The sequence below is a fragment of the Streptomyces sp. NPDC090021 genome, from assembly GCF_044748225.1.
Lineage (GTDB): Bacteria > Actinomycetota > Actinomycetes > Streptomycetales > Streptomycetaceae > Streptomyces.
In genome coordinates this window covers 1-24,901 of sequence record NZ_JBIVFO010000042.1, presented here as the reverse complement: position 1 = coordinate 24,901, position 24,901 = coordinate 1, and the positions used below count along the sequence as shown (strand labels likewise).

General features: G+C 72.1%; 20 protein-coding genes. 16 read left to right on the top strand and 4 right to left on the bottom strand.

What is annotated here, in order from left to right; genetic code table 11:
- Positions 1–280 precede the first annotated feature (280 nt).
- From ACIPXC_RS28240 to ACIPXC_RS28225, 4 genes are all read right to left on the bottom strand, one after another.
- On the bottom strand, positions 281–2,704 hold the full coding sequence (locus ACIPXC_RS28240) for a DUF3488 and DUF4129 domain-containing transglutaminase family protein (protein ID WP_401623730.1): 2,424 nt from the start codon (positions 2,702–2,704) through the stop codon (positions 281–283).
- Positions 2,701–4,065, bottom strand: coding sequence for a DUF58 domain-containing protein (locus ACIPXC_RS28235; protein WP_401623728.1), 1,365 nt, complete (start codon positions 4,063–4,065; stop codon positions 2,701–2,703). Before ACIPXC_RS28235 ends, ACIPXC_RS28240 begins: the two co-directional genes overlap by 4 nt.
- Entirely contained in the window at positions 4,065–5,075 is a 1,011-nt protein-coding gene (locus tag ACIPXC_RS28230; RefSeq protein WP_401623726.1) for an AAA family ATPase, read from the bottom strand. The genes ACIPXC_RS28235 and ACIPXC_RS28230 overlap by 1 nt, the downstream gene beginning before the upstream one ends.
- A gap of 136 nt (positions 5,076–5,211) precedes the next feature.
- Entirely contained in the window at positions 5,212–5,763 is a 552-nt protein-coding gene (locus tag ACIPXC_RS28225; protein WP_401623724.1) for a beta-class carbonic anhydrase, read from the bottom strand.
- Positions 5,764–6,155: 392 nt separating this feature from the next.
- Here ACIPXC_RS28225 and rsmH point away from each other — a divergent pair, with 392 nt between their 5' ends.
- The 16 genes from rsmH to ACIPXC_RS28145 all read left to right on the top strand — a co-directional run bounded on the left by rsmH (position 6,156) and on the right by ACIPXC_RS28145 (position 24,550).
- Positions 6,156–7,085, top strand: coding sequence for a 16S rRNA (cytosine(1402)-N(4))-methyltransferase RsmH (gene rsmH / locus ACIPXC_RS28220; protein ID WP_401623801.1), 930 nt, complete (start codon positions 6,156–6,158; stop codon positions 7,083–7,085).
- A complete protein-coding gene (locus ACIPXC_RS28215) occupies positions 7,082–7,624 on the top strand; it encodes a hypothetical protein (RefSeq protein ID WP_401623722.1) in 543 nt (180 codons plus the stop codon). Before rsmH ends, ACIPXC_RS28215 begins: the two co-directional genes overlap by 4 nt.
- A gap of 294 nt (positions 7,625–7,918) precedes the next feature.
- A complete protein-coding gene (locus tag ACIPXC_RS28210) occupies positions 7,919–9,940 on the top strand; it encodes a penicillin-binding transpeptidase domain-containing protein (protein ID WP_401623720.1) in 2,022 nt (673 codons plus the stop codon).
- A 45-nt stretch (positions 9,941–9,985) separates the two neighbouring features.
- Positions 9,986–11,695 (top strand): UDP-N-acetylmuramoyl-L-alanyl-D-glutamate--2,6-diaminopimelate ligase, encoded by a 1,710-nt coding sequence (locus ACIPXC_RS28205; protein WP_401623718.1) that lies wholly within the window; start codon positions 9,986–9,988, stop codon positions 11,693–11,695.
- Positions 11,692–13,122, top strand: a complete 1,431-nt coding sequence (murF, locus tag ACIPXC_RS28200; protein ID WP_401623716.1) for a UDP-N-acetylmuramoyl-tripeptide--D-alanyl-D-alanine ligase — start codon at positions 11,692–11,694, stop codon at positions 13,120–13,122. Before ACIPXC_RS28205 ends, murF begins: the two co-directional genes overlap by 4 nt.
- Complete coding sequence (mraY, locus tag ACIPXC_RS28195; protein ID WP_350996374.1) at positions 13,119–14,189, top strand: phospho-N-acetylmuramoyl-pentapeptide-transferase; 1,071 nt, start codon at positions 13,119–13,121, stop codon at positions 14,187–14,189. The genes murF and mraY overlap by 4 nt, the downstream gene beginning before the upstream one ends.
- Positions 14,171–15,748 carry a UDP-N-acetylmuramoyl-L-alanine--D-glutamate ligase gene (gene murD, locus ACIPXC_RS28190; RefSeq protein WP_401623714.1) on the top strand — a complete coding sequence of 526 codons (1,578 nt, stop codon included), beginning with the start codon at positions 14,171–14,173 and terminating at the stop codon, positions 15,746–15,748. Before mraY ends, murD begins: the two co-directional genes overlap by 19 nt.
- A 68-nt stretch (positions 15,749–15,816) precedes the next feature.
- The gene (gene ftsW / locus ACIPXC_RS28185) at positions 15,817–17,187 is read left to right on the top strand and encodes a putative lipid II flippase FtsW (protein ID WP_401623712.1); all 1,371 of its coding nucleotides are present in this window, start codon (positions 15,817–15,819) and stop codon (positions 17,185–17,187) included.
- 6 nt (positions 17,188–17,193) lie between these two features.
- Complete coding sequence (gene murG / locus ACIPXC_RS28180) at positions 17,194–18,288, top strand: undecaprenyldiphospho-muramoylpentapeptide beta-N-acetylglucosaminyltransferase (RefSeq protein ID WP_046775255.1); 1,095 nt, start codon at positions 17,194–17,196, stop codon at positions 18,286–18,288.
- A 31-nt stretch (positions 18,289–18,319) separates the two neighbouring features.
- Positions 18,320–19,174 (top strand): cell division protein FtsQ/DivIB, encoded by an 855-nt coding sequence (locus ACIPXC_RS28175; RefSeq protein WP_401623710.1) that lies wholly within the window; start codon positions 18,320–18,322, stop codon positions 19,172–19,174.
- A 279-nt stretch (positions 19,175–19,453) separates the two neighbouring features.
- Entirely contained in the window at positions 19,454–20,659 is a 1,206-nt protein-coding gene (gene ftsZ / locus ACIPXC_RS28170; RefSeq protein ID WP_401623708.1) for a cell division protein FtsZ, read from the top strand.
- Positions 20,656–21,444 (top strand): peptidoglycan editing factor PgeF, encoded by a 789-nt coding sequence (pgeF, locus tag ACIPXC_RS28165; protein WP_401623706.1) that lies wholly within the window; start codon positions 20,656–20,658, stop codon positions 21,442–21,444. The genes ftsZ and pgeF overlap by 4 nt, the downstream gene beginning before the upstream one ends.
- A complete protein-coding gene (locus ACIPXC_RS28160) occupies positions 21,431–22,150 on the top strand; it encodes a YggS family pyridoxal phosphate-dependent enzyme (RefSeq protein WP_401623704.1) in 720 nt (239 codons plus the stop codon). Before pgeF ends, ACIPXC_RS28160 begins: the two co-directional genes overlap by 14 nt.
- 149 nt (positions 22,151–22,299) lie before the next feature.
- The gene (locus ACIPXC_RS28155) at positions 22,300–22,917 is read left to right on the top strand and encodes a cell division protein SepF (protein ID WP_030031797.1); all 618 of its coding nucleotides are present in this window, start codon (positions 22,300–22,302) and stop codon (positions 22,915–22,917) included.
- Positions 22,918–22,977: 60 nt separating this feature from the next.
- Entirely contained in the window at positions 22,978–23,274 is a 297-nt protein-coding gene (locus ACIPXC_RS28150) for a YggT family protein (protein ID WP_030664053.1), read from the top strand.
- Between the two features lie 82 nt (positions 23,275–23,356).
- On the top strand, positions 23,357–24,550 hold the full coding sequence (locus ACIPXC_RS28145; protein ID WP_401623702.1) for a DivIVA domain-containing protein: 1,194 nt from the start codon (positions 23,357–23,359) through the stop codon (positions 24,548–24,550).
- Positions 24,551–24,901 lie beyond the last annotated feature (351 nt).

The following is a 24,901-nucleotide window of genomic DNA, read 5'->3' as shown; positions in this document are numbered from 1 at the left end:
GGTGCGGTGCCTCGCACGGCGGAGGGCCGCGGCTCGTACCGGACGTACGCGCGTGGTCCGACAACGCGGCCAGGTGCCGTGTCCGGGCGCCGCGACCCGGTGCACCCTCGCGGTCACAGCACAAGGGCGTGTTTCGAAAGTCCCGCCTGCCCCACGACGCCTGGTACGCACGCTCGCCGCGTTGTCGGGATCGTCCAAGTACGCCCAGTACGAGGACGACCCTCCGCCTTGCGATCGCACGCACCAGACGCCGCGGGGCCCGCAATCCGGGCGGACGGCGCTACTTTCGAAACACGCCCTGGCCGCGGCCCCGGAGGGGGCGGCGCAGAGCCGTCAGGCGGGTGGAGAACGCGGAGGCCAGGGCCGAGCGGCGGGCCGAGACCGCCCAGGAGATCCGGGCCGCAGACCGCGGCAGCAGCAGGGCGCGCAGCCGGGGCAGGCGCCCGGCCGAGGCCAGCAGGCCCGCCCGGGCCTGCCGTACGTCGGCCGCCAGGCCCGCGTACGAGACCTCCGCGCCCGGCGGCGCGTACAAGGCCCGTTCCACGGCACCCGCCACCCGGTGCACCGCGGCGGCGGCGTCCGGCTCCAGGCGGCCCAGTTCCACGACCCGGCTCGCCGCCCGGCGCGGGGACAGCGCCTCGTCCGGGGTGATGCCCATGTCCCAGGCCGCGTCGCCCAGCTCCCGCCAGGCCGCCGGCACCTCGCCGGACGCCAGGCGGCGGGCCCGCAGCCGGTTGCGCCACAGCAGCGGGAGCAGCGGCAGGCCCACCACCGCGAGCCCCAGCGCCGCCCAGCCGAGGACCGCCGTCACCGACGGCCCGGCGCCGGCCGCCGCGTTCTGCTGCGGGGCGGCCGGCCCGCACTCGCCGAGCCGCTTGAGCGCCGGCGGGCACTCGGCGGACGCCGAGGGAGCCGGAGCCGGCTGCACCGCACCCTGCGAGGGCAGCGGCGCCGGCGCGGACGGCTGGGCCGCGGGGTCCGGCGCCCGGGAGTAGTCCGGCACGTTGAGGCCCGACCGGGGCGTCGGCTCGAACCGGGTCCAGCCCACGCCCTGGAAGTACAGCTCGGGCCAGGCGTGCGCGTCCCGCATCGACACGTTCACGATGCCGTCCTGCTGCTTCTCGCCGGGGGTGAAGCCCACCGCGACGCGCGCCGGGATGCCCAGGGTGCGGGACATCGCCGCCATCGAGAACGCGAAGTGGATGCAGAAGCCCTCCTTGTCCGCGAGGAAGCGGGCGACGGCCTGCGCCCCCGTCCCCGAGGCGGTCTGCGTGTCGTAGCGGAATCCGCCGCTCACGGCGAAGAAGTCCTGCAGCCTCACCGCCCGTGAGTAGTCGTCCTGCGCGCCCTGCGTGACCTGGCGGGCCGTGTCGCCGACCACCTGCGGCAGGTTGTCCGGGACCCTCGTGTACTCCTCGCGGATCGCCGGGTCCGGTGCCGGGGCCTGCTGGAGCTGCTCCGCGGTGGGCTTCAGCAGCAGGCTGCGCACCTTGTACTCGGCGCCCTGCACGGTCTGGAACCTGTCGCGGCCCAGCTGGTCCCCGACCAGGGTCCGGCCGACGGGCTCGAAGCGCCACTTGCCGGGGATGTCCACCGCGGTCGCCGGATACGGCATGGGGAGGTAGCGCTGGGTGTAGCCGTCCGAGGCCGCGATGTTCGTGGTCACCTCGGTCGCGTCGAGGCGGACCTGGTCACCGAGACCGGGCGGGACCGGCATCTGCTGCGGTACGTCCGTCAGCGCGCGACCGGACGCCTCCCACCTGACGCCGTTGAACTTGTCCAGGGCCAGGATGCGCAGGTACTGGTCGCTCTGCTGCGGGTTGTCCGTGCGGTACCTGAGCACCACGCGGTTGTCCTGCGCGTTCAGGTTGCTCTGCAGGGAGACCAGCGGGTTGACGGCGGAGATCGTGCCGCCGGACCCGCCGCTGCCCTCGCCCGCCTTCGGACCGCCCAGCAGACCGCCGTCGAGGGCGGGCAGCGCCGCCGGAACCACCAGCGCCATGCCCAGGGCCAGGGCGCCGATCCGCCGGCCGAACCGCACCGGGGCCGTCGCCCGGACGCCGCCGCCGCTGATGCCGGAGTCGGCCGGCGCGCGTCCGCTCGGTGCGGTGCCGAAGACCCGTCCCCACTGGGCGAGCCGGTCGCGGCCCTCGGACAGCAGCAGCATCAGATAGCCGCAGCCCGCCAGCAGGAAGGAGAACCAGGAGGAGTCCCCGCCGCCCGACAGGCCCGCGGCGACGGAGTACAGCGCGAGCAGCGGCAGACCGGCCGCCGCGGCCGTACGCGCGGTCACCGCCAGCAGGTCCACCAGCAGGCCGATCACCAGTACCCCGGACACCAGCAGCAGCTGGATCCCGTCGGTCAGCGGGGCCGGTATCGCGAACTCGCCCACGTCCTGGACGCCCTGGGCGAACAGCGAGCCGAAGTCCGTCACGAAGTAGGCCAGCGGCCCGCTGCCGGTGGACTCGACCTTGCCGGCGAAGAGCAGCGCGAGCAGCAGCAGCGACACCAGCAGCTGCCCAGCCACGGTCAGCGACCGGGCCAGCGGCACCCGCCGGGCCCCCGCTCCCACGGCGCTCTGCACGGTGACCAGCAGCGCGGCCTGGAGCAGCCAGGCCTGCGACTCCACCAGCGGGCTCAGCGACCACGAGGTGAGCAGCGTCGCCAGCGCCGCGAACACCGTCAGTTTCGCCCGTCCGCTCATGCCCGGCCTCCGCTCGTTCCCGTACCGGTCCGCGCGGTCCCGGCCTGGCGCCACAGTTCACCGAAGGCGACCCCGGGGGTGACGGCGAGCGCCGTCCAGCCCGCGTCGCGCAGCCTGCGCAGCCGTTCCTCCCGCGGTACGACGTCGTGCCCGGGCGCGGGCCGTCCGCCCCAGGTCCGGGTGTCCAGGACGAAGGCCACCGCGCCCGAGGCGCGCTGGCGCATCCTGGCCGCCAGTTCGGCCTGCACGTCGTCCAGGTCGCCGAAGAAGGCGATCAGGAGTCCGTCGCCGCCGCCGTCGCCGAAGCCGCCGCCGCGTACGGCGTCGTAGGCCCGGGAGAGCCCGGCGCCGTCGGAGTGTCCGATCACCGCGAGGGTGTCCATCATCAGCCCGGCGGCCTCCGCGGACTCCGGTCCGCCGGCGCAGAAGCCGCCGCCCTCGCCGGGCACCGCGCTCCCGGTGTCGGTGAGCAGCCGTGCCGAGAAGCCCTGCTCCAGGACGTGCACGAGGCTGGAGGCAGCCGCGGAGACGGCCCATTCGAAGGCGGAGTCCGGTCCGGCGCCGTCGAAGGCGAGACGGCGGGTGTCGAGCAGGACGGTGGCCCTGCTGCGCTGGGGCTGTTCCTCGCGGCGGACCATCAGCTCGCCGTAGCGGGCGGTGGAGCGCCAGTGCACGCGGCGCAGGTCGTCGCCGCGCCGGTAGCCGCGCGGGATCACGTCGTCGTCGCCCGCCAGGGCCAGCGAGCGGCGGCTGCCGTCGCCGTAGCCGTTGGATTCGCCGGTCAGCCGGACCGGGGGCAGGGGCTCGGTGCGCGGAATGACGGTGAGGGTGTCGTAGGTGCTGAAGGAGCGGGTCAGCTCGACGAGCCCGAAGGGGTCGGTGAGCCGCAGCTGGAGTGGGCCCAGCGGATAGCGGCCGCGCAGGTCGGAGCGGACCCGGTAGGACACCTCGCGGCGTCCGCCGGGCTCGACCCGGTCCAGGACGAAGCGGGGGCGCGGGCCCAGTACGTAGGGCACCCGGTCCTGGAGCATCAGCAGGCCGGTGGGCAGCCGGGAGACGTTGTCCATGCGCAGCTGCACCCGGGCCTCGGCGCCCGCGGGCACCCGGCCGGGGGACAGCCGACGGCTGCCGGAGACCCGGTGGCGGGTGCGGTGCAGGGCGTAGACGCAGATCAGCGGCAGGAGGGCGAGCAGCAGGCCGACGCGCAGCAGCGCGCCCTGACCGAGGACGTAGGCGCAGACGGCCGCGGCGATCCCGGCGGCCACGAAGGAACGGCCACGGGTGGTCAGCCCGGACAGCGACGCGCGCAGGCCGCCGCTGTTTCCCGGGCCGCCGGCGCCGTGTGCGGCACCGGCGCTCATCAGAAGCCCCGGACGCCGGCGGCGGGCGGCATCTCGCCGCGGCCGTGCGCGGCCGGGACGGGGGTGCGCTGGAGGATCTCGCCGACGACCTGCTCGGAGGTGCGGCGGTTCAGCTGGGCCTGCGCGGTGGGCAGCAGCCGGTGCGCGAGGACCGGTGCGGCCAGGGACTGCACGTCGTCGGGCAGGACGTAGTCGCGGCCGGAGAGCGCGGCGGAGGCCTTCACGGCGCGCAGGAGGTGCAGGGTGGCCCGGGGCGAGGCGCCGAGCCGCAGGTCGGGGTGGCTGCGGGTGGCGGAGACCAGGTCGACGACGTAGCGCCGGACGGGCTCGGCGACGTAGACCTCGCGCACGGCCTCTATGAGCTTGACGATGTCGTGGGCGTGCGCGACGGACCGGAGGTCGTCGAGGGGGTTGACCGCGCCGTGCACGTCGAGCATCTGGAGCTCGGCCTCGGGGCTGGGGTAGCCGACGGAGACGCGGGCCATGAAGCGGTCGCGCTGGGCCTCGGGCAGCGGGTAGGTGCCCTCCATCTCCACCGGGTTCTGGGTAGCGACGACCATGAAGGGGCTCGGCAGGGTGTAGGTGGTGCCGTCGATGGTGACCTGGCGTTCCTCCATCGACTCCAGCAGTGCCGACTGGGTCTTCGGCGAAGCGCGGTTGATCTCGTCGCCGATGACGATCTGCGCGAAGATCGCACCCGGCTTGAATTCGAACTCGCGGCGCTGCTGGTCGTAGATGCTGACACCGGTGATGTCGGAGGGCAGCAGGTCGGGCGTGAACTGGATGCGCTGCACCGAGCAGTCGATGGACTTGGCCAGCGTCTTGGCCAGCATCGTCTTGCCGACGCCCGGCACGTCCTCGATCAGCAAGTGCCCTTCGGCGAGGAGCACGGTCAGCGCGAGGCGGACGACCTCGGGCTTGCCCTCGATCACGTTCTCGACCGACTGGCGGACCCGCTCCGCCGTGCTGGTCAGATCCGCGAGGCTCGCTCGGTCGTCATACGTCGTCACCTGGTTCTCCTCGGCCATTTCCCAGGGCCGACGCCCTTGGCGCATGACCGGCCCACCCCGAAACACGGACACCGGATGCGGGGGTTCCCGGACGGTGTCTCCCCGCATTCTTGACGGCGCCCGGGCCTTGTGTCACTCAGGAGCCGGGATCGATCTCACGGAGCAGTCCGGTGTGCACGTCGAAGACGAAGCCTCGCACATCGTCCTTGTGGGGCAGGAACGGGTTGGTGCGGACGCGCTGCATGGACTGGCGGACGTCCTGGTCGACGTCCCGGAAGGCCTCGACGGCCCAGGCGGGACGCTGGCCGACCTCGTCCTCCAGCTCGTGCCGGAAGTCCTCGGTCAGACGTTCGAGGCCGCAGCCGGTGTGGTGGATGAGTATCACCGTACGGGTGCCGAGGGCCCGCTGGCTGATGGTGAGCGAGCGGATGGTGTCGTCGGTGACCACGCCGCCCGCGTTGCGGATGGTGTGGCAGTCGCCGAGCTCCAGTCCGAGCGCGGCGTGGAGGTCGAGCCGGGCGTCCATGCAGGCCACGATGGCCACCTGGAGGACCGGGCTGGCATCCATGCCGGGGTCGGTGAACTGGGAGGCGTAGTGCTGGTTCGCCTCGACCAGCCGGTCGGTGACGGATCCGCCGACGGATGCCTCGGGTGCGGAGTCTGCAGGCAGGGATGCGGAAGTCGTCATGGGTACGACGTTAGTGGGCACCGGCGGCGCCGCCCGGGCGTGAGGTCGGACAAAGAACGTCAACGGGGCTTGTTGTGAGCTAACCCACAGGGGTGGGCGGAGGGCGGCCGTCCGGGTGGTTCGGCAGCATGTACGGCTTCGGTCCGAGAGGCGCGTACGGCGCGCGGGCCGGTTCGTTGACCGCGGCGACCGTTGCACTAAAGTGACGCGAACCGGCCGGAGCCCGGCCCTGACCGGCCTCCCGGCCACCGATGAAGACTCCGCGTGCGCGGCGCGTACGTACCGGCCCGGCCCTCTTCCGCTCACCGGCCGGGGGAGCGGGCGGTGCGTACGCCTGCCGCGCCGTTATCTGAGAGGGCGCTTTGACTAGCGAGTCCCGACATGTCCCGGTGATGCTCCAGCGGTGCCTGGACCTGTTGGCCCCGGCGCTGGAGAGGCCCGGGGCCGTCGTCGTCGACTGCACCCTCGGCCTCGGCGGCCACAGCGAGGCCCTGCTGACCCGGTTCCCCGAGGCACGCCTGATCGGCCTCGACCGCGACAAGGAGGCCCTGCGGCTCTCCGGCGAACGGCTCGCCCCCTTCGGCGACCGGGCCACCCTCGTCCACGCGATCTACGCGGACCTCGCCGAGGTGCTCGACGGCCTGGGGCTCCCCTCGGTCCAGGGCATCCTCTTCGACCTGGGTGTCTCCTCCATGCAGCTGGACGAGGCCGACCGCGGGTTCGCGTACGCGCAGGACGCCCCGCTGGACATGCGCATGGACCAGACCACCGGCATCAGCGCCGCCGAGGTCCTCAACACCTACGCGCCGGGCGAGCTCGTACGGATCCTGCGCCAGTACGGCGAGGAGAAGCAGGCCAAGCGGATCGTGTCCGCGATCGTCCGGGAGCGCGAGAAGGCCCCCTTCAGCAACAGCGCCCGGCTGGTCGAGCTCATCCGCGACGCACTGCCCCAGGCAGCCAAGCGGACCGGGGGCAATCCTGCGAAGCGCACCTTCCAGGCGCTGCGGATCGAGGTCAACGGCGAGCTCTCCGGCCTGGAGCGGGCCATCCCGGCAGCGGTGGACCGCATCGCGGTCGGCGGCCGGATCGCGGTGCTCTCGTACCACTCGCTGGAGGACCGCCTGGTCAAGCAGGTCTTCTCGGCCGGTGCGACCTCCACCGCCCCGCCCGGGCTGCCGGTGGTGCCGGAGAAGTACCAGCCGAAGCTCAAACTGCTCACCCGCGGCGCGGAGCTGCCGACCGAGGAGGAGATCGCCGAGAACCGGCGGGCCGCCCCGGCGAGGTTCCGGGGGGTCGAGCGCATCCGGGAGGGGCGACCGTGACCAGGGCCGGGAAGGTCGCCACGCTGACCCGCGGGCAGGCGGCCCGCATCGGGCGGGCCCTCGGCGCCCGCCCGGCCCGGCCGCGGCCCGGCGGGCAGGCGGCGCGGATGCCGTTCGTGCTGCTGGTCGTGGCGCTGCTCGCCGGCGGCCTGATCAGCCTGCTGCTGCTGAACTCGGCCCTCAACGAGGGCTCCTTCCAGCTGAGCCGGCTGAAGAAGGAGACCACTGCCCTCACCGACGAGGAGCAGGCCCTCCAGCGCGACGTGGACGCCTACTCGGCCCCCGACGCCCTCCAGCGCCGAGCACGCGAACTGGGCCTGGTCCCGGGCGGCAGCCCCGTCTTCATCGGCGCGGACGGCAAGGTCTCCGGCAGCGTCTCGGTCGCCGAAGCACCGCCCTCACCGACCCCGACCCCGCCGCCCGCGCAGTCCGGACCGGGCCGGTCCCCGGCCCCTGCCGCACCGAACCAGTCCGTCCCCCCGGGTGCCCCGGCGGCGCCCGGCCCGACACCGCAGCCCCACCAGCCTGCCGGAAGGTGACGTCGTGACGCGGATTCCCGCGGGGGCCCACCCCACCCCGCCCTGCCCCCGGTCACCGCGGGGAGGTGACCCCGCCTCCGGCGGCCCCGTCCGGGCCCGCGCTCCCCGCGCGTACCCCGTGTACGGAACCCCGGGGTACGGCACCCCGGGCCCGTACGCCGGGCCCCACGGTGCACCGGCCCACGCGGCTCCACGGCCCGGCCGCGCCAAGGCCCCGGCCCCGGCTCCGGCTCCGGACGAAGCCCACCGGGCCGGCGGGGGAACCCGTACCGGCGCGCCGCGGACGGTGGCCGGGTGAGCCCGCAGGAGCCGCCGCGACGGCGGGTGCCCGGCCCGGCCGGACCCTCGCGGCCCGGCGACCGGCCCCGGGCCACCGCCCGCCCGGCCTCCCGCCCGGCGACCCAACGCCCCGCCGGCCCCCGTACGCCGCACACGATCCGGCTCGGCAGCCCCCGGCCCCGGCTGCGCCTGGTCGGTGTGGGACTGACCCTTGTCATGCTCGCCTTCGTCGTCCGGCTGCTGCAGGTGCAGGCCGTCGACGCCTCCTCCTTCTCCGCCGCGGCCTCCAAGAACCGCTACACCAACGTCAAACTGGCCGCGGAACGCGGCGAGATCACCGACCGCAGGGGCGTGGCCCTCGCCACCAGCGTCGACGCGTACGACATCACCGCAGACCCGAAGATGTTCACCCCGCAGGACAGCAAGGCCCCGGACGCCCCCGAGCAGGCCGCGGCCCTCCTCGCGCCCATCCTCGGCAAGGACGCCAAGGAGCTCACGGAGAAGCTCAGGACCAGGAACAGCCGGTACGTGGTCCTCGCCCAGCGCCAGACCCCGCAGGTCTGGAACCAGATCAAGGACCTCAAGCGTGTCTTCTCGGAGAAGGCGACGGCCGACAAGAAGAACAACGCCCCCGGCGCCAACGTCCTGGCCGGCGTGTTCAAGGAGGACAGCAGCAAGCGCGTGTACCCGGGCGGGGACCTCGCCGCCGGGATACTGGGTTACGTCAACGCCGAGGGCAGGGGCGCCGGCGGCCTGGAGTCCTCCCTCGACAAGAAGCTGGCCGGCCGGGACGGGGAGATCACCTACGCCCAGTCCGGCGGCCGCAGAGTGCCCACGGCCGGCTCCAGCGAGAAGCCCGCCGTCCCCGGCGACGACATCCAGCTGACCATCGACCGGGACATCCAGTGGGCGGCGCAGAGCGCCATCGCCGAACAGGTGCAGAAGTCCGAGGCCGACCGCGGCTACGTCATCGTCCAGGACACCCGCACCGGCGAGGTGCTGGCCATGGCCAACGCCCCCGGCTTCGACCCCAACGACCTGACCCGGGCCAGTACGGCGGCGATGGGCAACGCCGCGCTCCAGGACGTGTACGAGCCAGGCTCCACCGCCAAGGTGATGTCGATGGCGGCCGTGCTGGAGGAGAAGAAGGCGACCCCCGACACCCGCGTCGAGGTCCCCAACCGGCTGCACCGCGGCGACCGGCTGTTCAAGGACGACATCGACCACCCGACCTGGTACCTGACCCTCAACGGGGTCCTCGCCAAGTCCTCCAACATCGGCACCATCCTGGCCACCGGCCAGCTCGGTCCCACCCAGTCCGAGGCCAACGAGGTCCTGTACTCCTACCTGACCAGGTTCGGCATCGGCCGGCCCACCGGCCTGGACTACCCGGGCGAGTCCCGCGGCATCCTCGCCGAGCCCCGGAACTGGTCCACCTCCCAGCAGTACACGATCCCTTTCGGCCAGGGACTGTCCCTCAACGCCATGCAGGCGGCCTCCGTGTACTCCACCATCGCCAACGGCGGGGTCCGCATCACACCGACGCTGGTCCGCGGCACCAGGGGCCCCGACGGCCGCTTCACCCCGGCCCCGGCGCCCGAGCAGAACCGTGTGATCAGCCAGGAGACCGCCAAGACCCTCGCCGAGATGCTCGAATCCGTCGTCGACGACCAGGAGGGCACCGGAACCAAGGCGAAGATCCCCGGCTACCGGGTCGGCGGCAAGACCGGAACCTCCAACCGGGTGGATCCGGCCACCGGCCGCTACAAGGGCTACACCGCCTCCTTCGCCGGCTTCGCCCCGGCGGACAACCCGCGCATCACCGTCTACTGCGCCATCCAGAACCCCACGAAGGGCAGCTACTTCGGCGGCCAGATCTGCGGCCCCATCTACAAGAAGGTCATGGAGTTCGCCCTCAAGACCCTCCAGGTCGCCCCCACCGGCACCGCCCCCGCCGGGCTCCCGGTCACCTACGAGCCCGGCCCGCAGCCCGCCCAGCAGCCCGCCCCGCAGCCCAGTCCGCAGCCCGGCCAGTGACCCTCGGCCACGGCCTGCCCGCCAGAAAAGCGTGAGGCACCATCAGTGACAACGATCACCCCGAAACCCGGGAACCGACCGGCCGCCGCAGCCGAGCCCGGGCCCTCACTTCGCCGCCCGGCCGCCGCGCCCGGTACGCTCACCGCCGTGCCCCACGCTGATCAGCCCAGAACCACCCAGCAAGACGCCCCGGCAGCGCCGCCGGGAGCCCCCAGGCCCGCGTCCGCCGCTCCGAGCCCGCTGGGCGAGCTGGCCACGCTGCTGGGCGTCCCGTCACCAGGCGCTGCGCAGATCACCGGGATCACGCACGACTCCCGTGCGGTCCGCCCGGGAGACCTGTACGCGGCCCTGCCCGGAGCCCGGACCCACGGCGCCGCATTCGCCGCCCAGGCCGCAGGCCTCGGTGCCGCCGCCGTGCTGACCGACCCCTCGGGCGCCGAACGCGCCGCGGCCACCGGCCTGCCGGTGCTGGCCGTCGCCGACCCGCGCGGCCGGATGGGCGAACTCGCCGCCGCGATCTACGGCCACCCCGGCGAAGGCCTGCTCCAGATCGGCATCACCGGAACGTCCGGCAAGACCACCACGGCGTACCTCGTCGAGGGCGGCCTGCGCGCGGCCGGCCGCAGCACCGGTCTGGTCGGCACCGTCGAGATGCGCATCGGCGACGAGCGCATCAAGTCCGAGCGGACCACCCCCGAGGCCACCGACCTGCAGGCCCTCTTCGCGGTCATGCGCGAACGCGGCGTCGAGGCCGTGGCCATGGAGGTCTCCAGCCACGCCCTGGTGCTCGGTCGCGTCGACGGCTGCGTCTTCGACGTCGCCGTCTTCAACAACCTGAGCCCCGAGCACATGGAGTTCCACTCGGACATGGAGGACTACTTCCAGGCGAAGGCGGAGCTGTTCACGCCCCGCCGTGCCCGCCTGGGCGTGGTCAACTACGACGACGAGTACGGCCGCCGCCTGGCCAAGGAGGCCACCGTCCCGGTCGTCACCTTCTCCGCGGCGGGCGACCGGGCCGCCGACTGGCGCGCCGAGGACGTCGTCACCGGCCACATGGACTCCACGCTCACGCTGGTCGGGCCCGAGGGACAGCGGGTGCGGGCCAAGGCCCCGCTGCCCGGCCCGTTCAACGTCGCCAACACCGTCGCCGCGATCGTCACGCTCGCCGCCGCCGGCCTCGACCCGCAGACCGCCGCCGACGGTGTCGCCGCGGTGCCCGGGGTCCCCGGCCGGCTGGAGCGGGTGGACGCGGGACAGCCGTACCTCGCCGTCGTCGACTACGCGCACAAGACGGACGCCGTGGAGTCGGTCCTGCGGGCCCTGCGCGAGGTCACCACCGGCAAGCTGCACATCGTGCTCGGCTGCGGCGGCGACCGCGACACCACCAAGCGCGCCCCGATGGGCGCCGCGGCCGCCCGGTACGCCGACGTGGCCGTCCTGACCTCCGACAACCCGCGCTCCGAGGACCCGCTCGCGATCCTCGCCGCGATGTTCGGCGGCGCCGTGTCCGTACCGCCCGCCGAGCGCGGCACCGTCCTCGTCGACGCCGACCGGGCGGCGGCCATCGCCGCGGCCGTCGCGCGCGCCGAGCCCGGCGACACCGTCCTCGTGGCGGGCAAGGGCCACGAACAGGGCCAGGACACCGCAGGGGTCGTCCGGCCCTTCGACGACCGTACGGTGCTCCGCGCCGCGATCGAGCGCCAACTCGTGCTCGACCGAACGAACCAGGTCCGACAGGCCGAGGTGAACCAGTGATCGCCCTTTCCCTCGCCGAGATCGCCGACATCACCGGCGGGCGGCCCCACGACATACCGGATCCGTCCGTCCAGGTCACCGGTCCCGTGGTCTACGACTCCCGCGAGGTCCGGCCGGGCAGCCTGTTCGCCGCCTTCGTCGGCGAACGGGTCGACGGCCACGACTACGCCGAACGCGCAATCGCCGCCGGTGCCGTCGGCGTCCTCGCGACCCGGCCGGTCGGCGTCCCCGCCGTCGTCGTCCCCGACGTGGTGGCCGCCCTCGGCGCGCTCGCCCGGGCCGTCGTCGCCCGCCTGGGCACCGACGTCGTGGCCCTCACCGGGTCCGCCGGCAAGACCTCCACCAAGGACCTCATCGCGCAGGTGCTCCAGCACCACGCGCCGACCGTGTGGACCCCCGGAAACCTCAACAACGAGATCGGCCTGCCGATCACGACGCTGCGCGTCACCGAGGACACCCAGCACCTCGTCCTGGAGATGGGCGCCCGCGGCATCGGACACATCCGCTACCTCACCGGACTGACGCCCCCTCGCATCGGTCTGGTCCTCAACGTCGGCACCGCCCACATCGGCGAGTTCGGCGGCCGTGAGCAGATCGCCCAGGCCAAGGGCGAACTCGTCGAGGCCCTCCCGGCCGAGGCCGAGGGCGGCGTCGCCGTGCTCAACGCCGATGACCTGCTGGTCCGCTCCATGGCCACGCGTACGAAGGCCCGTACGGTGCTGTTCGGCGAGGCCGACGACGCCGAAATCCGGGCCACGGACGTCCGCATGACGGACAAGGGACAGCCTTCCTTCACACTGCACACACCGACCGGGTGCAGCGACGTGACCTTGCGCCTGTACGGTGAGCACCACGTGTCGAACGCGCTCGCCGCGGCCGCCGTCGCCCATGTCCTGGGCATGTCCGCCCTGGAGATCGCCACCGCGCTCTCCGGAGCGGGCACGCTGTCCCGGTGGCGGATGGAGGTCACCGAGCGGGCGGACGGTGTGACGATCGTCAACGACGCCTACAACGCGAACCCGGAGTCCATGCGGGCCGCACTGCGCGCGCTCGCCGCGATGGGCGGTGACGGCAGGGCGAACGGGGGACGCACGTGGGCGGTGCTCGGCCCGATGGCCGAGCTCGGAGACGACGCTCTCGCCGAGCACGACGCGGTCGGACGACTTGTCGTCCGGCTCAACGTGAGCAAGCTCGTCGCGGTCGGGGGCAGGGAAGCCTCCTGGCTGCAACTGGGCGCATATAACGAGGGTTCGTGGGGTGAGGAGTCGGTGCTCGTGTCCGACGCGCAGGCGGCGGTCGACCTGTTGCGCAGTGAACTGCGCCCGGGTGACGTCGTGCTGGTGAAGGCTTCCAGGTCGGCCGGTCTGGAGCGGGTGGCGCAGGCCCTGCTCGAGGGCACTGTCGAGGGCGAGGTCACCGGCCGATGAGGCAGATCCTGTTCGCCGGTGTCATCGGCATGTTCCTGACCGTTGTCGGAACGCCGCTGCTGATCAAGCTGCTGGCCCGCAAGGGCTACGGCCAGTTCATCCGCGACGACGGTCCGCGCGGCCACGCCGGGAAGAAGGGCACGCCCACCATGGGCGGTATCTCCTTCATCCTGGCCACGCTCGTCGCGTACGCGCTGACGAAGATCCTCACCGGCTCGGAGCCGAGCTTCTCGGGTCTGCTTGTCCTGTTCCTGATGGCCGGCATGGGCCTGGTCGGGTACCTCGACGACTACATCAAGATCGTCAAGCGGCGTTCGCTGGGTCTGCGGGCCAAGGCCAAGATGGCCGGCCAGCTGATCGTCGGCATCACCTTCGCGGTGCTCGCACTCCAGTTCAAGGACTCGCGCGACCTCACCCCGGCCTCCACCAAGCTGTCGTTCGTCACGGACTTCGGCTGGTCGATCGGCCCGGTGCTCTTCGTGGTCTGGGCGCTGTTCATGATCCTGGCCCTGTCCAACGGCGTGAACCTGACCGACGGTCTGGACGGCCTGGCCACCGGCGCCGCCGTGATGGTCTTCGGCGCCTACACCTTCATCGGCGTCTGGCAGTTCCAGGAGTCGTGCGCGATGGCCGCCGACCTCACGAACCCGAACGCCTGCTTCGAGGTACGCGACCCGCTCGACCTCGCGGTCGTCGCCTCCGCCCTCATGGGCGCCTGCTTCGGCTTCCTGTGGTGGAACACCTCGCCCGCCAAGATCTTCATGGGCGACACCGGCTCGCTGGCTCTCGGCGGCGCGCTCTCGGGCCTCGCCATCTGCTCCCGCACGGAGCTCCTGGTGGCGCTCCTCGGCGGCCTCTTCGTGCTCATCACGATGTCGGTCGTCATCCAGGTCGGCTCCTTCAAGCTGACCGGCAAGCGGGTCTTCCGGATGGCGCCGCTCCAGCACCACTTCGAACTCAAGGGCTGGTCCGAGGTCCTCGTCGTGGTCCGCTTCTGGATCATCCAGGGCATGTGCGTCATCGTGGGTCTCGGCATCTTCTACGCGGGATGGGCAGCCGACAAGTGAGCGCCTCCGACTTGGCCGGCCTGCTCGGCCCCGACGCCCTGGGCCGGTTCGGCCTGCCGGGCCGGATCACCGTGGCCGGCCTCGGCATCAGCGGTATCAGCGCCGCCCGGGCCCTGGCCGGGCTGGGCGCCCGCGTGACCGTCGTGGACAACGGCGACGGCGACGCGCACCGGGCCAGGGCGGCCGAGCTCACGGAACTGGGCATCGAGGTCCGCCTCGGTCACCTGCCCGACGGTGCCCGAGCCGGTGAGACCCTCCCCGAGGGCACCGAACTGGTCGTCACCTCGCCCGGCTGGCCGCCGCAGAGCCCGCTCTTCCTGGCCGCCGCCGAGGCGGGCGTCGACGTCGTCGGCGACGTCGAGGTCGCCTGGCGGCTGCGCCCGGCGGGCGTGGAACTGCGCGCCGCCCGCGGGGCCGCGGCCGCCGGCACCGGCGAGGGGGCCGACGCGGCCCCGGCCGGGCCCGCCGAATGGCTCGCCGTGACCGGTACCAACGGCAAGACCACCACCGTGCAGATGCTCGCGTCGATCCTGAAGGCCGCCGGGCTGCGCACCGCCGCCGTCGGCAACATCGGGACCCCGATCATCGACGTGGTCCTCGGCGAGCAGCAGTTCGACGTGCTCGCCGTCGAACTCTCCAGCTACCAGCTGCACTGGGCGCCCTCGCTGCGCGTCCACTCGGGAGCCGTCCTCAACCTGGCCCCCGACCACCTCGACTGGCACGGCTCGATGCAGGCGTACGCCGCCGACAAGGGCCGCATCTACGAGGGCAACACGGTCGCCTGCGTCTACAACGTCGCCGACAAGGCCACCGAGGACCTCGTCGTCGAGGCCGACGTCGAGGAGGGCTGCCGCGCGATCGGCTTCACCCTCGGCGCGCCCGGCCCCTCCATGCTCGGAGTCGTCGACGGCATCCTCGTCGACCGGGCCTTCGTGGAGAACCGGCAGAAGAACGCCCAGGAGCTCGCCGAGGTCAAGGACGTCAACCCGGCGGCGCCGCACAACATCGCCAACGCGCTCGCCGCCGCGGCCCTGGCCCGCGCCTTCGGCGTGGAGCCGCGCGCGGTCCGCGACGGGCTGCGCGACTTCCGTCCGGACGCCCACCGGGTCGCCCGGGTGGACGAGGTCGGCTCGGTCGTCTACGTCGACGACTCCAAGGCCACCAACACCCACGCGGCGGAAGCCTCCCTCGCCTCCTTCGACAAGGTCGTCTGGATCGCCGGCGGCCTCGCCAAGGGCGCGACCTTCGACGAGCTCGTGCAGAAGTCGGCCGCGCGGATGCGCGGTGTCGTCCTGATCGGCGCCGACCGGGCGTTGATCGCGGAGGCACTGGCGCGACACGCCCCCGAGGTCCCGGTCGTCGACCTCGACCGGACCGACACTGGGGCGATGCTCGCAGCGGTCCGGGAGGCGGCCGCGCTCGCCGAGCCCGGCGACACGGTTCTGCTGGCACCCGCCTGCGCATCGATGGACATGTTCGCGAACTACAACAGGCGCGGGGAAGCGTTCGCCGACGCGGTACGTGAACTGGCCGCCGAGAACGCCGCGGACACGGCCTAGCCGGGGGCGCCGGACAGGTTCCCTCCGGCCGGATGCTCGCCTCGTACGAGTGGAGGGGAAGATCACAGATGCCGGCCAAGCAGATGCTGCCGGGGCGGCGGCCGTCCGCCGTGAAGGCGCAGGGCCGCAAGCGCCCCGGGGTGAAGGTGAAGCGCCCGGCGCGACCCGCCGGGCGCGGGCCGCTGGCCGGACTCCGGCGTACGCAGGAGCAGTTGCGCAGGGCCTGGGACCGGCCACTCACGGCGTATTACCTGATTTTCGGCAGTTCGCTGCTCATCACCGTGCTCGGTCTGGTGATGGTGTACTCCGCCTCCATGATCAAGGCGCTCCAGCTGGGCCTGGGCGATGCCTACTTCTTCAAGAAGCAGTTCCTGGCCGCCCTGATCGGTGCGGTCCTGCTGCTGGCCGCCTCGCGGATGCCGGTGAAGCTGCACCGGGCGCTGTCCTATCCGGTGCTGGCCGGCACGCTCTTCCTGATGGTGCTGGTCCAGGTCCCCGGGATAGGGGTCTCCATCAACGGCAACCAGAACTGGATCTCCCTCGGCGGCCCGTTCATGCTGCAGCCCAGTGAGTTCGGCAAGCTGGCGCTGATCCTCTGGGGCGCCGACCTGCTGGCCCGCAAGGGGGACAAGGGGCTGCTGAGCCAGTGGAAGCACCTGCTCGTGCCGCTGGTCCCCGTGGCCTTCCTGCTGCTCGGGCTCATCATGCTGGGCGGGGACATGGGCACCGCGATGATCCTCGGCGCCATCCTGTTCGGCCTGCTCTGGCTCGCGGGGGCCCCCACGCGGATGTTCGTCGGCGTACTGGCCTTCGCGGGTGCGATCGTCGCACTGCTCATCAGGACCAGCCCGCACCGGATGGACCGACTGGAGTGCATCGGTGCGACAGAACCGGGCAAGAACGACCTTTGCTGGCAGGCCGTCCACGGGATCTACGCCCTCGCATCAGGTGGCTGGTTCGGTTCCGGACTGGGTGCAAGTGTGGAAAAATGGGGTCAACTACCCGAAGCCCACACCGACTTCATCTTCGCCATCACGGGGGAGGAACTGGGACTGGCGGGGACGCTGTCGGTGCTCGCCCTGTTCGCGGCTCTAGGCTATGCGGGTATCCGCGTGGCCGGACGCACGGAGGACTCCTTCGTACGGTTTGCCGCGGGAGGCGTGACCACCTGGATCACGGCCCAGGCCGTGATCAACATCGGTGCGGTGCTCGGTCTGCTGCCGATCGCCGGTGTCCCGCTCCCGCTGTTCTCCTACGGGGGGTCCGCCCTGCTGCCGACCATGTTCGCGGTCGGACTGCTCATCGCCTTCGCGCGGGAGGAGCCCGCCGCGCGCGCGGCCCTCGCGATGCGACAGCCGAAGACCGGCTGGAGGCGGACCGGGGTGAGATGGAAGTCGATGAGACGGCGCGTCAAGAAGCGTCCGTCCGGAGAGCGGTGAATTTCGGTGCATGTCGTACTCGCCGGTGGGGGGACCGCCGGCCACATCGAGCCGGCGCTCGCCCTCGCGGACGCCCTGCGCAGGCAGGACCCTTCAGTGGGCATCACCGCCCTGGGCACCGAGCGCGGACTCGAAACCCGCCTGGTACCGGAGCGCGGCTACGAACTCGGGCTGATCCCCGCCGTACCGCTGCCCCGCAAGCCCACCCCCGAGCTGATCACCGTCCCCGGACGGCTGCGCGGCACCATCAAGGCTGCGGAGGAGATCCTCCTGCGCACCAAGGCCGACTGCGTCGTCGGCTTCGGCGGCTACGTGGCCCTGCCCGGCTACCTCGCGGCCAAGCGGCTCGGCGTGCCGATCATCGTCCACGAGGCCAACGCCCGGCCCGGACTGGCCAACAAGATCGGCTCCCGGTACGCGCACGCCGTCGCGGTCTCCACGCCCGACAGCAAGCTGCGCGGCGCCCGCTACGTGGGCATCCCGCTGCGCCGCTCCATCTCCACCCTCGACCGGGCCGCCGTACGCCCCGAGGCGCGCGCCGCCTTCGGCCTGGACCCCAACCTGCCCACGCTGCTGGTCTCCGGCGGCTCGCAGGGCGCACGACGCCTCAACGAGACCATCCAGCAGGTCGCTCCGACCCTGCAGCGCTCCGGCGTGCAGATCCTGCATGCCGTCGGCCCGAAGAACGAACTGCCGCGTGTCGACAACATGCCCGGGATGCCGCCCTATGTGCCGGTACCGTACGTGGACCGGATGGATCTCGCGTACGCCGCCGCCGACATGATGCTGTGCCGCGCGGGAGCGATGACCGTCGCCGAACTGTCCGCCGTCGGGCTGCCCGCCGCCTACGTCCCGCTGCCGATCGGCAACGGCGAACAGCGGCTCAACGCCCAGCCGGTGGTCAAGGCCGGCGGCGGCCTGCTCGTGGACGACGCGGAACTGACGCCCGACTGGGTGCTCGGCCAGGTCCTCCCGGTGCTGTCCGATCCGCACCGCCTGTACGAGATGTCCCGCGCCGCCGGTGAGTTCGGCCGCCGGGACGCCGACGAGCTGCTGGTCGGCATGGTGTACGAGGCGATCGCAGCCCACCGAGCCCGCTGACGCGGGGAGCACGGACGCAGGAGGCACAGGAGTGGCCGGAGCGAGGACCGCACAGCGCGGAACACCGTCTTCCGATCGGCCCGGCCGGTCGCCCCGCAAGGGCGCCGGCTCTCCCAAGCCACCCAAGGGCCCCAAGTCCTCGAAGGCCCCGAAGAGGACCGCCGCGCGGGGCCCCGGCGCATACCTGCGCCGGGGTCCTGTGCTGGCCTCCCTGGCCGCGGCGGTACTCCTCGCCTCCGGCGGCGCCTGGGTCCTCTACGGGTCCTCCTGGCTCCGCGTCGAGCGGGTCACGGCCACCGGTACGGAGGTGCTCACGCCCGAGCAGGTCCTCTCCGCCGCGGCCGTGCCCGTCGGCGCGCCCCTCGTGAGCGTCGACACGGACGAGATCGAGAGCCGTGTGCGCGGCCGTCTGCCCCGCATCGATTCGGTCGATGCGGTGCGGGCCTGGCCGCACGGAATCGGACTCAAGGTGACGGAGCGCAAACCCGTCCTGCTCATCAAAAAGGACGCCAACTTCGTGGAAGTGGACGCATCGGGTGTGCGATTCGACACGGTTCCGAAAGCACCCGCGGGCGTTCCGGTCCTCGAATTGAACGCGGCGGGCTCCCCGAGCGCCCGCCGCTTCGACGAAGACCGGCTGCTGCACGAGGCCGTGCTCGTCGCCGGATCCCTTCCGGCCCCGATCGCGAAGGAGACGGTGCAGGTCAAGGTGGGTTCCTACGATTCGATCGTGCTGGAGCTGACCGGAGGCCGGTCCGTTCGGTGGGGCAGTGGTGAACAGAGCGACGCGAAGGGGCGTGCGCTGACCGCTTTGCTGAAAGCCGCACCGAAGGCCGGTCACTTCGACGTGAGCGTTCCCACCGCCCCTGCGGCGACCGGGAGTTGACGTCAGGTCGAACAGCGGCGCACCCTGGTTGGCCAGCGATACGGGTGATCACATAGGGTGAAAAGAAAAACGGGAGGTTCGGCGTGTTCGTTGAACACGCGCTACTTGTCGACTTAGTGTCCTGTTCGGAAGAGTCCAGGGAACAGACACACCCCTAACCCTAAACTTCAGGGTGAGGGTTCGGGTCGGCGCGTTCGGACCGTCCCTATTTCGGCATCAGTCGTCGCAACGCAGGCCCGCGAGGCGGCGACACGTAACTCGAGGCGAGAGGCCTTCGACGTGGCAGCACCGCAGAACTACCTCGCAGTCATCAAGGTCATCGGTGTCGGCGGCGGTGGTGTCAATGCCATCAACCGAATGATCGAGGTCGGTCTCAAGGGCGTCGAGTTCATCGCCATCAACACGGACGCGCAGGCGCTGTTGATGAGCGACGCCGACGTCAAGCTCGACGTCGGCCGCGAACTCACCCGCGGCCTCGGCGCCGGCGCCAACCCGGCGGTCGGTCGCAAGGCGGCAGAGGACCACCGCGAGGAGATCGAGGAGGTCCTCAAGGGGGCCGACATGGTCTTCGTCACCGCCGGTGAGGGCGGCGGCACCGGTACCGGCGGCGCACCCGTCGTCGCCAACATCGCGCGCTCGCTCGGCGCCCTGACGATCGGTGTGGTCACCCGGCCGTTCACCTTCGAGGGCCGGCGCCGCGCGAACCAGGCGGAGGACGGCATCGCCGAGCTCCGCGAAGAGGTCGACACCCTCATCGTCATCCCCAACGACCGCCTGCTGTCCATCTCGGACCGCCAGGTCAGCGTCCTGGACGCCTTCAAGTCGGCGGACCAGGTCCTGCTGTCCGGTGTCCAGGGCATCACCGACCTCATCACCACCCCGGGTCTGATCAACCTCGACTTCGCCGACGTCAAGTCCGTGATGTCCGAGGCCGGCTCGGCCCTGATGGGCATCGGCTCCGCCCGCGGCGACGACCGCGCCGTGGCCGCCGCCGAGATGGCGATCTCCTCGCCGCTGCTGGAGGCGTCCATCGACGGCGCACGCGGCGTGCTGCTCTCCATCTCCGGCGGCTCCGACCTCGGTCTCTTCGAGATCAACGAGGCCGCGCAGCTGGTGAGCGAGGCGGCGCACCCCGAGGCGAACATCATCTTCGGCGCCGTCATCGACGACGCGCTCGGCGACGAGGTACGGGTCACCGTCATCGCGGCCGGGTTCGACGGCGGACAGCCCCCGGCCCGCCGGGACAACGTCATCGGCGCCGCGTCCACGAAGCGCGAGGAGCCGGCCCCGGCACCGGTCCGTGCCCCCGAGCCGGTCCGCCCGGCCTTCGGCGGACTCGGCACGGTCCCGCCGCGCGAGGAGCCCCCGGCTCCCGTCGAGCCGGCCCCGGTCGAGGCCCAGGCCCCCGCGCCGCAGGTCCCCACGGCCCGGCCGTACCAGGACAGCCCGGCCGAGGAACTGGACGTTCCGGACTTCTTGAAGTGACACCGGAGCAGCATCACGTGGGCGGCGCCCACTTCGCCTTCACCGACCGGTGGGGCGGAGTGAGCGCCGTTCCGTACGAAGAGCTCAACCTCGGCGGCGCGGTCGGAGACGACCCGGCCGCCGTTCTCGCGAACCGGGCCCTGGCGGCCCGGTCCCTGGGACTCGACCCGGACCGGGTGGTCTGGATGAACCAGGTGCACGGCCGGGACGTGGCGGTCGTCGACGGTCCCTGGGGACCGGACGCGCAGATCCCGGCGGTGGACGCGCTGGTGACCGCCCGTCGGGGGCTCGCCCTCGCCGTGCTCACCGCCGACTGCACGCCGGTCCTGCTGGCGGACCCCGTCGCCGGGGTCGTCGGAGCCGCCCACGCCGGGCGGCCCGGTCTGGTCGCCGGGGTGGTGCAGGCCGCGGTGGAGGCGATGGTCTCCCTCGGTGCCGAACCCGCGCGGATCGTCGCCCGTACCGGACCCGCGGTCTGCGGACGCTGTTACGAGGTGCCGGCCGGGATGCGGGAGTCGGTGGCGGAGTCGGTGCCCGCCGCCCGGGCCGAAACCAGTTGGGGGACACCGGCGGTCGACGTGGTCGCGGGGGTGCACGCCCAGCTCGCGGAGGCGGGGGTGGTGGACGGAGCCCGTTCCCCTGTCTGCACACTGGAGTCGCGGGACCATTTCTCGTACCGCCGTGACCGGGTGACCGGACGGCTTGCCGGATATGTCTGGTTGACGGAGCTTTCCCGGGGGGAGACCCCCGGACTCCCGGGGGAAAAGAAGAATGACGGATCGTAAGTCGGAGCTCGCCGAGAACCTGGCGCGGGTGGAGGAACGCATCTCGTCCGCCTGCGCGGCGGCGGGCCGCGGGCGGGAGGAGGTGACCCTCATCGTGGTCACCAAGACCTACCCGGCCGGCGACGTACGACTGCTGGCGGAGCTGGGCGTCCGCCATGTTGCCGAGAACCGCGACCAGGATGCCGCCCCCAAGGCCGCGGCCTGCGCGGATCTGCCACTCAGCTGGCATTTCGTCGGTCAGTTGCAGACCAACAAAGTCCGTTCCGTGGCGGGATACGCGCACGTGGTGCAGTCGGTCGACCGGCCCCGCCTGGTGACCGCCCTCTCGGCGGCCGCGGTGAACGCGGGCCGTGAGATCGGCTGCCTCGTCCAGATCGCCCTCGACGCCGAGTCGGGCGAGCGGGGGACCCGGGGCGGGGCCTCGCCGGAGCAGCTCGCGGAGTTGGCGGACCTCGTCGCCGCGGCGCCCGGACTGCGGATCGACGGACTGATGACCGTCGCACCCCTGTCCGGCCACTACGCGGGACGCGAACAGGCCGCCTTCGAGCGGTTGGTGGAATTGTCATCCCGCCTGCGCGCGGACCATCCGACTGCCACGATGGTGTCGGCCGGGATGAGCGCAGACCTGGAACAGGCCGTTGCGGCCGGTGCGACACATGTACGCGTCGGCACTGCGGTACTCGGCGCGAGACCCCGGCTCGGGTAACGTCGCGAAGAAAGTCGGACCACAGCAGAAAATATGGTCATTCCCGCCGATGAGCGGGCAGACCACGTGGATCGCGGGCAGTTGGTGACATTCGTGACACGGCGGCACCTGCGACAGGGCGATCCACCACAGAGCGGAGGACTCGGAGAATGGCCGGCGCGATGCGCAAGATGGCGGTCTACCTCGGCCTCGTGGAGGACGACCGGTACGACAACCCGGGGTACGACCCCGACGACGAGTTCGAGCCCGAGCCGGAGATGGAGCGGGCTCGGGAGCGGGATCGCCGACAGCAGCCCGTGCACCAGTCGCCCGTATCGGACGAACCGGTACGAGCCGTACAGCCTCCGGCGCAGCGGGAACCCATCCCAATTCCGGTGGAAAACGGACGTCCTGCGCGAATTGCCCCCGTGGCATCCATCACACCTGATCGCACGAACCTGGAGAAGAACGCCCCCGTGATCATGCCCAAGGTCGTCTCCGAGCGGGAGCCGTACCGCATCACGACACTGCACCCCCGGACCTACAACGAGGCCCGTACCATCGGGGAACACTTCCGTGAGGGCACTCCGGTGATCATGAATCTCACGGAGATGGACGACACGGATGCGAAGCGTCTCGTGGACTTCGCCGCCGGACTCGTGTTCGGTCTGCACGGCAGCATTGAACGCGTGACACAGAAGGTGTTCCTGCTGTCGCCTGCTAACGTCGATGTCACGGCGGAGGACAAGGCCCGCATCGCGGAGGGCGGGTTCTTCAACCAAAGCTAGACCGATCCGTCAGATACGGGACCGGGAACAGATCGGAAAACGGGGAGAGGAAAGCACGGGATGGGCATCGCACTGCAAGTGGTCTACGTCGTGCTGATGTGCTTCCTGATCGTGTTGATCTTCCGACTGGTCATGGACTATGTGTTCCAGTTCGCACGTTCATGGACACCCGGCAAGGCGATGGTGGTCGTTCTGGAGGCCACCTACACTGTCACCGATCCACCGCTCAAGCTCCTGCGGCGGTTCATTCCGCCGTTGCGTCTCGGCGGCGTGGCACTCGACCTGTCCTTCTTCGTTCTGATGATCATCGTTTACATCCTCATCAGCTTCGTGAGCACCGCTGCGAGAAGCGTGTGAACGATGAGCTTCCCCGTACGCGCGGGGACGGTCCCGATACGGTCTTGCCGACTGCCGACGACTACGTAGAGGTGAAGAAGACATGCCGCTGACTCCTGAGGACGTGCGGAACAAGCAGTTCACGACCGTCCGCCTCCGAGAAGGCTATGACGAGGACGAGGTCGATGCCTTCCTCGACGAGGTCGAGTCCGAACTGACGCGCCTGCTGCGCGAGAACGAGGACCTGCGCGCCAAGCTGGCCGCCGCCACGCGCGCCGCCGCGCAGAGCCAGCAGCAGCAGGGCATGCGCAAGCCCGAGCCCCAGGACCAGCGCGGCCCCGGCGCCCCCGTGCCCGCGGCCATATCCGGCCCGCCGCAGCAGCAGAACCCGCAGATGGGCCCGCCCCAGCTGCCGGGCGGCGCACCGCAGCTCCCGCCGGGCCCCGGCGGCCAGGGCCAGCAGGGCCCCGGCCCGATGGGCGGCCCCATGGGCGGCCCGATGCAGCAGCACCCCATGGGCGGACCGCAGGGCATGGGCCAGCAGCCCATGGGCCAGCAGCAGTCGATGGGCGGCCAGAACCCGCTCGGTCAGCAGATGCAGCCGATGGGCCAGCAGATGCAGCCGATGGGTCAGCAGATGCAGCCCATGGGCCAGCCCATGCAGCAGATGCAGCAGCCGCAGCTCCCGCAGCAGGGCCCCGGTGGCGACAGCGCCGCGCGCGTCCTGTCGCTGGCGCAGCAGACCGCCGACCAGGCGATCGCGGAGGCCCGCTCCGAGGCCAACAAGATCGTCGGCGAGGCCCGGTCGCGCGCCGAGGGCCTGGAGCGGGACGCCCGCGCCAAGGCCGACGCGCTGGAGCGGGACGCGCAGGAGAAGCACCGCGTCGCGATGGGCTCCCTGGAGTCCGCCCGCGCCACGCTGGAGCGCAAGGTCGAGGACCTGCGGGGCTTCGAGCGTGAGTACCGTACGCGTCTGAAGTCCTACCTGGAGTCGCAGCTGCGCCAGCTGGAGACCCAGGCGGACGACTCGCTGGCCCCGCCGCGCAACCCGGCCGGTCCCGCGCTGCCGCCGTCGCCGTCTCCGTCGATGGCCCCGGCCGGTGCGATGGGCCACGCCATGGGCGGTCCGTCCATGGGCGGTCCCTCCCCGATGGGTGCCGGTCCGTCCTACGGCGGCCAGCAGCAGATGTCCCCGGCGATGACCCAGCCGATGGCTCCGGTCCGGCCGGCTGCGCCGCAGCCGATGCAGGCGCCGTCGCCGATGCGGGGCTTCCTGATCGACGAGGACGACAACTAGGCGCCGCCGCGCAGTCGGCAGTCACGGGCCGGGCCCGGTTCCCCCACGGGGGCACCGGGCCCGGCCCGTTTCCGTGTGCGGGTCGCTGGCGCCCAGCTACCGCTGGGGGGTTTGGCCGCCTCTGCCCTGGCCGGGCGGGTGCGGTTGTCCTTGCGGCTGCGGGCGGGTGGCCAGGCTGCCCCAGTTACCGCTGGGAGGTGTGCCCTGGCGGGGTTGGGGTTTGGCCGCCTGGGCGGGGTCGGGGCGGGGGGTGGGGGCGCGGGGCCGCCGGGGGGTGTCTCCTCGGCTCGGCGCGCGCGGCCTTGTCCCGGCGGCCGGTCGGTGGTCCCGCCTCGTCCTGCGGGGACACAG

Coding starts and splice junctions, on each gene's coding strand:
- ACIPXC_RS28240 (WP_401623730.1), bottom strand. CDS start 2,704: ATGAGCGGACGGGCGAAACTGACGGTGTTCGCGGCGCTGGCGACGCTG.
- ACIPXC_RS28235 (WP_401623728.1), bottom strand. CDS start 4,065: ATGAGCGCCGGTGCCGCACACGGCGCCGGCGGCCCGGGAAACAGCGGC.
- ACIPXC_RS28225 (WP_401623724.1), bottom strand. CDS start 5,763: ATGACGACTTCCGCATCCCTGCCTGCAGACTCCGCACCCGAGGCATCC.
- rsmH (WP_401623801.1), top strand. CDS start 6,156: ATGCTCCAGCGGTGCCTGGACCTGTTGGCCCCGGCGCTGGAGAGGCCC.
- mraY (WP_350996374.1), top strand. CDS start 13,119: ATGAGGCAGATCCTGTTCGCCGGTGTCATCGGCATGTTCCTGACCGTT.
- murD (WP_401623714.1), top strand. CDS start 14,171: ATGGGCAGCCGACAAGTGAGCGCCTCCGACTTGGCCGGCCTGCTCGGC.
- ftsW (WP_401623712.1), top strand. CDS start 15,817: ATGCCGGCCAAGCAGATGCTGCCGGGGCGGCGGCCGTCCGCCGTGAAG.
- ACIPXC_RS28160 (WP_401623704.1), top strand. CDS start 21,431: ATGACGGATCGTAAGTCGGAGCTCGCCGAGAACCTGGCGCGGGTGGAG.
- ACIPXC_RS28155 (WP_030031797.1), top strand. CDS start 22,300: ATGGCCGGCGCGATGCGCAAGATGGCGGTCTACCTCGGCCTCGTGGAG.
- ACIPXC_RS28150 (WP_030664053.1), top strand. CDS start 22,978: ATGGGCATCGCACTGCAAGTGGTCTACGTCGTGCTGATGTGCTTCCTG.
- ACIPXC_RS28145 (WP_401623702.1), top strand. CDS start 23,357: ATGCCGCTGACTCCTGAGGACGTGCGGAACAAGCAGTTCACGACCGTC.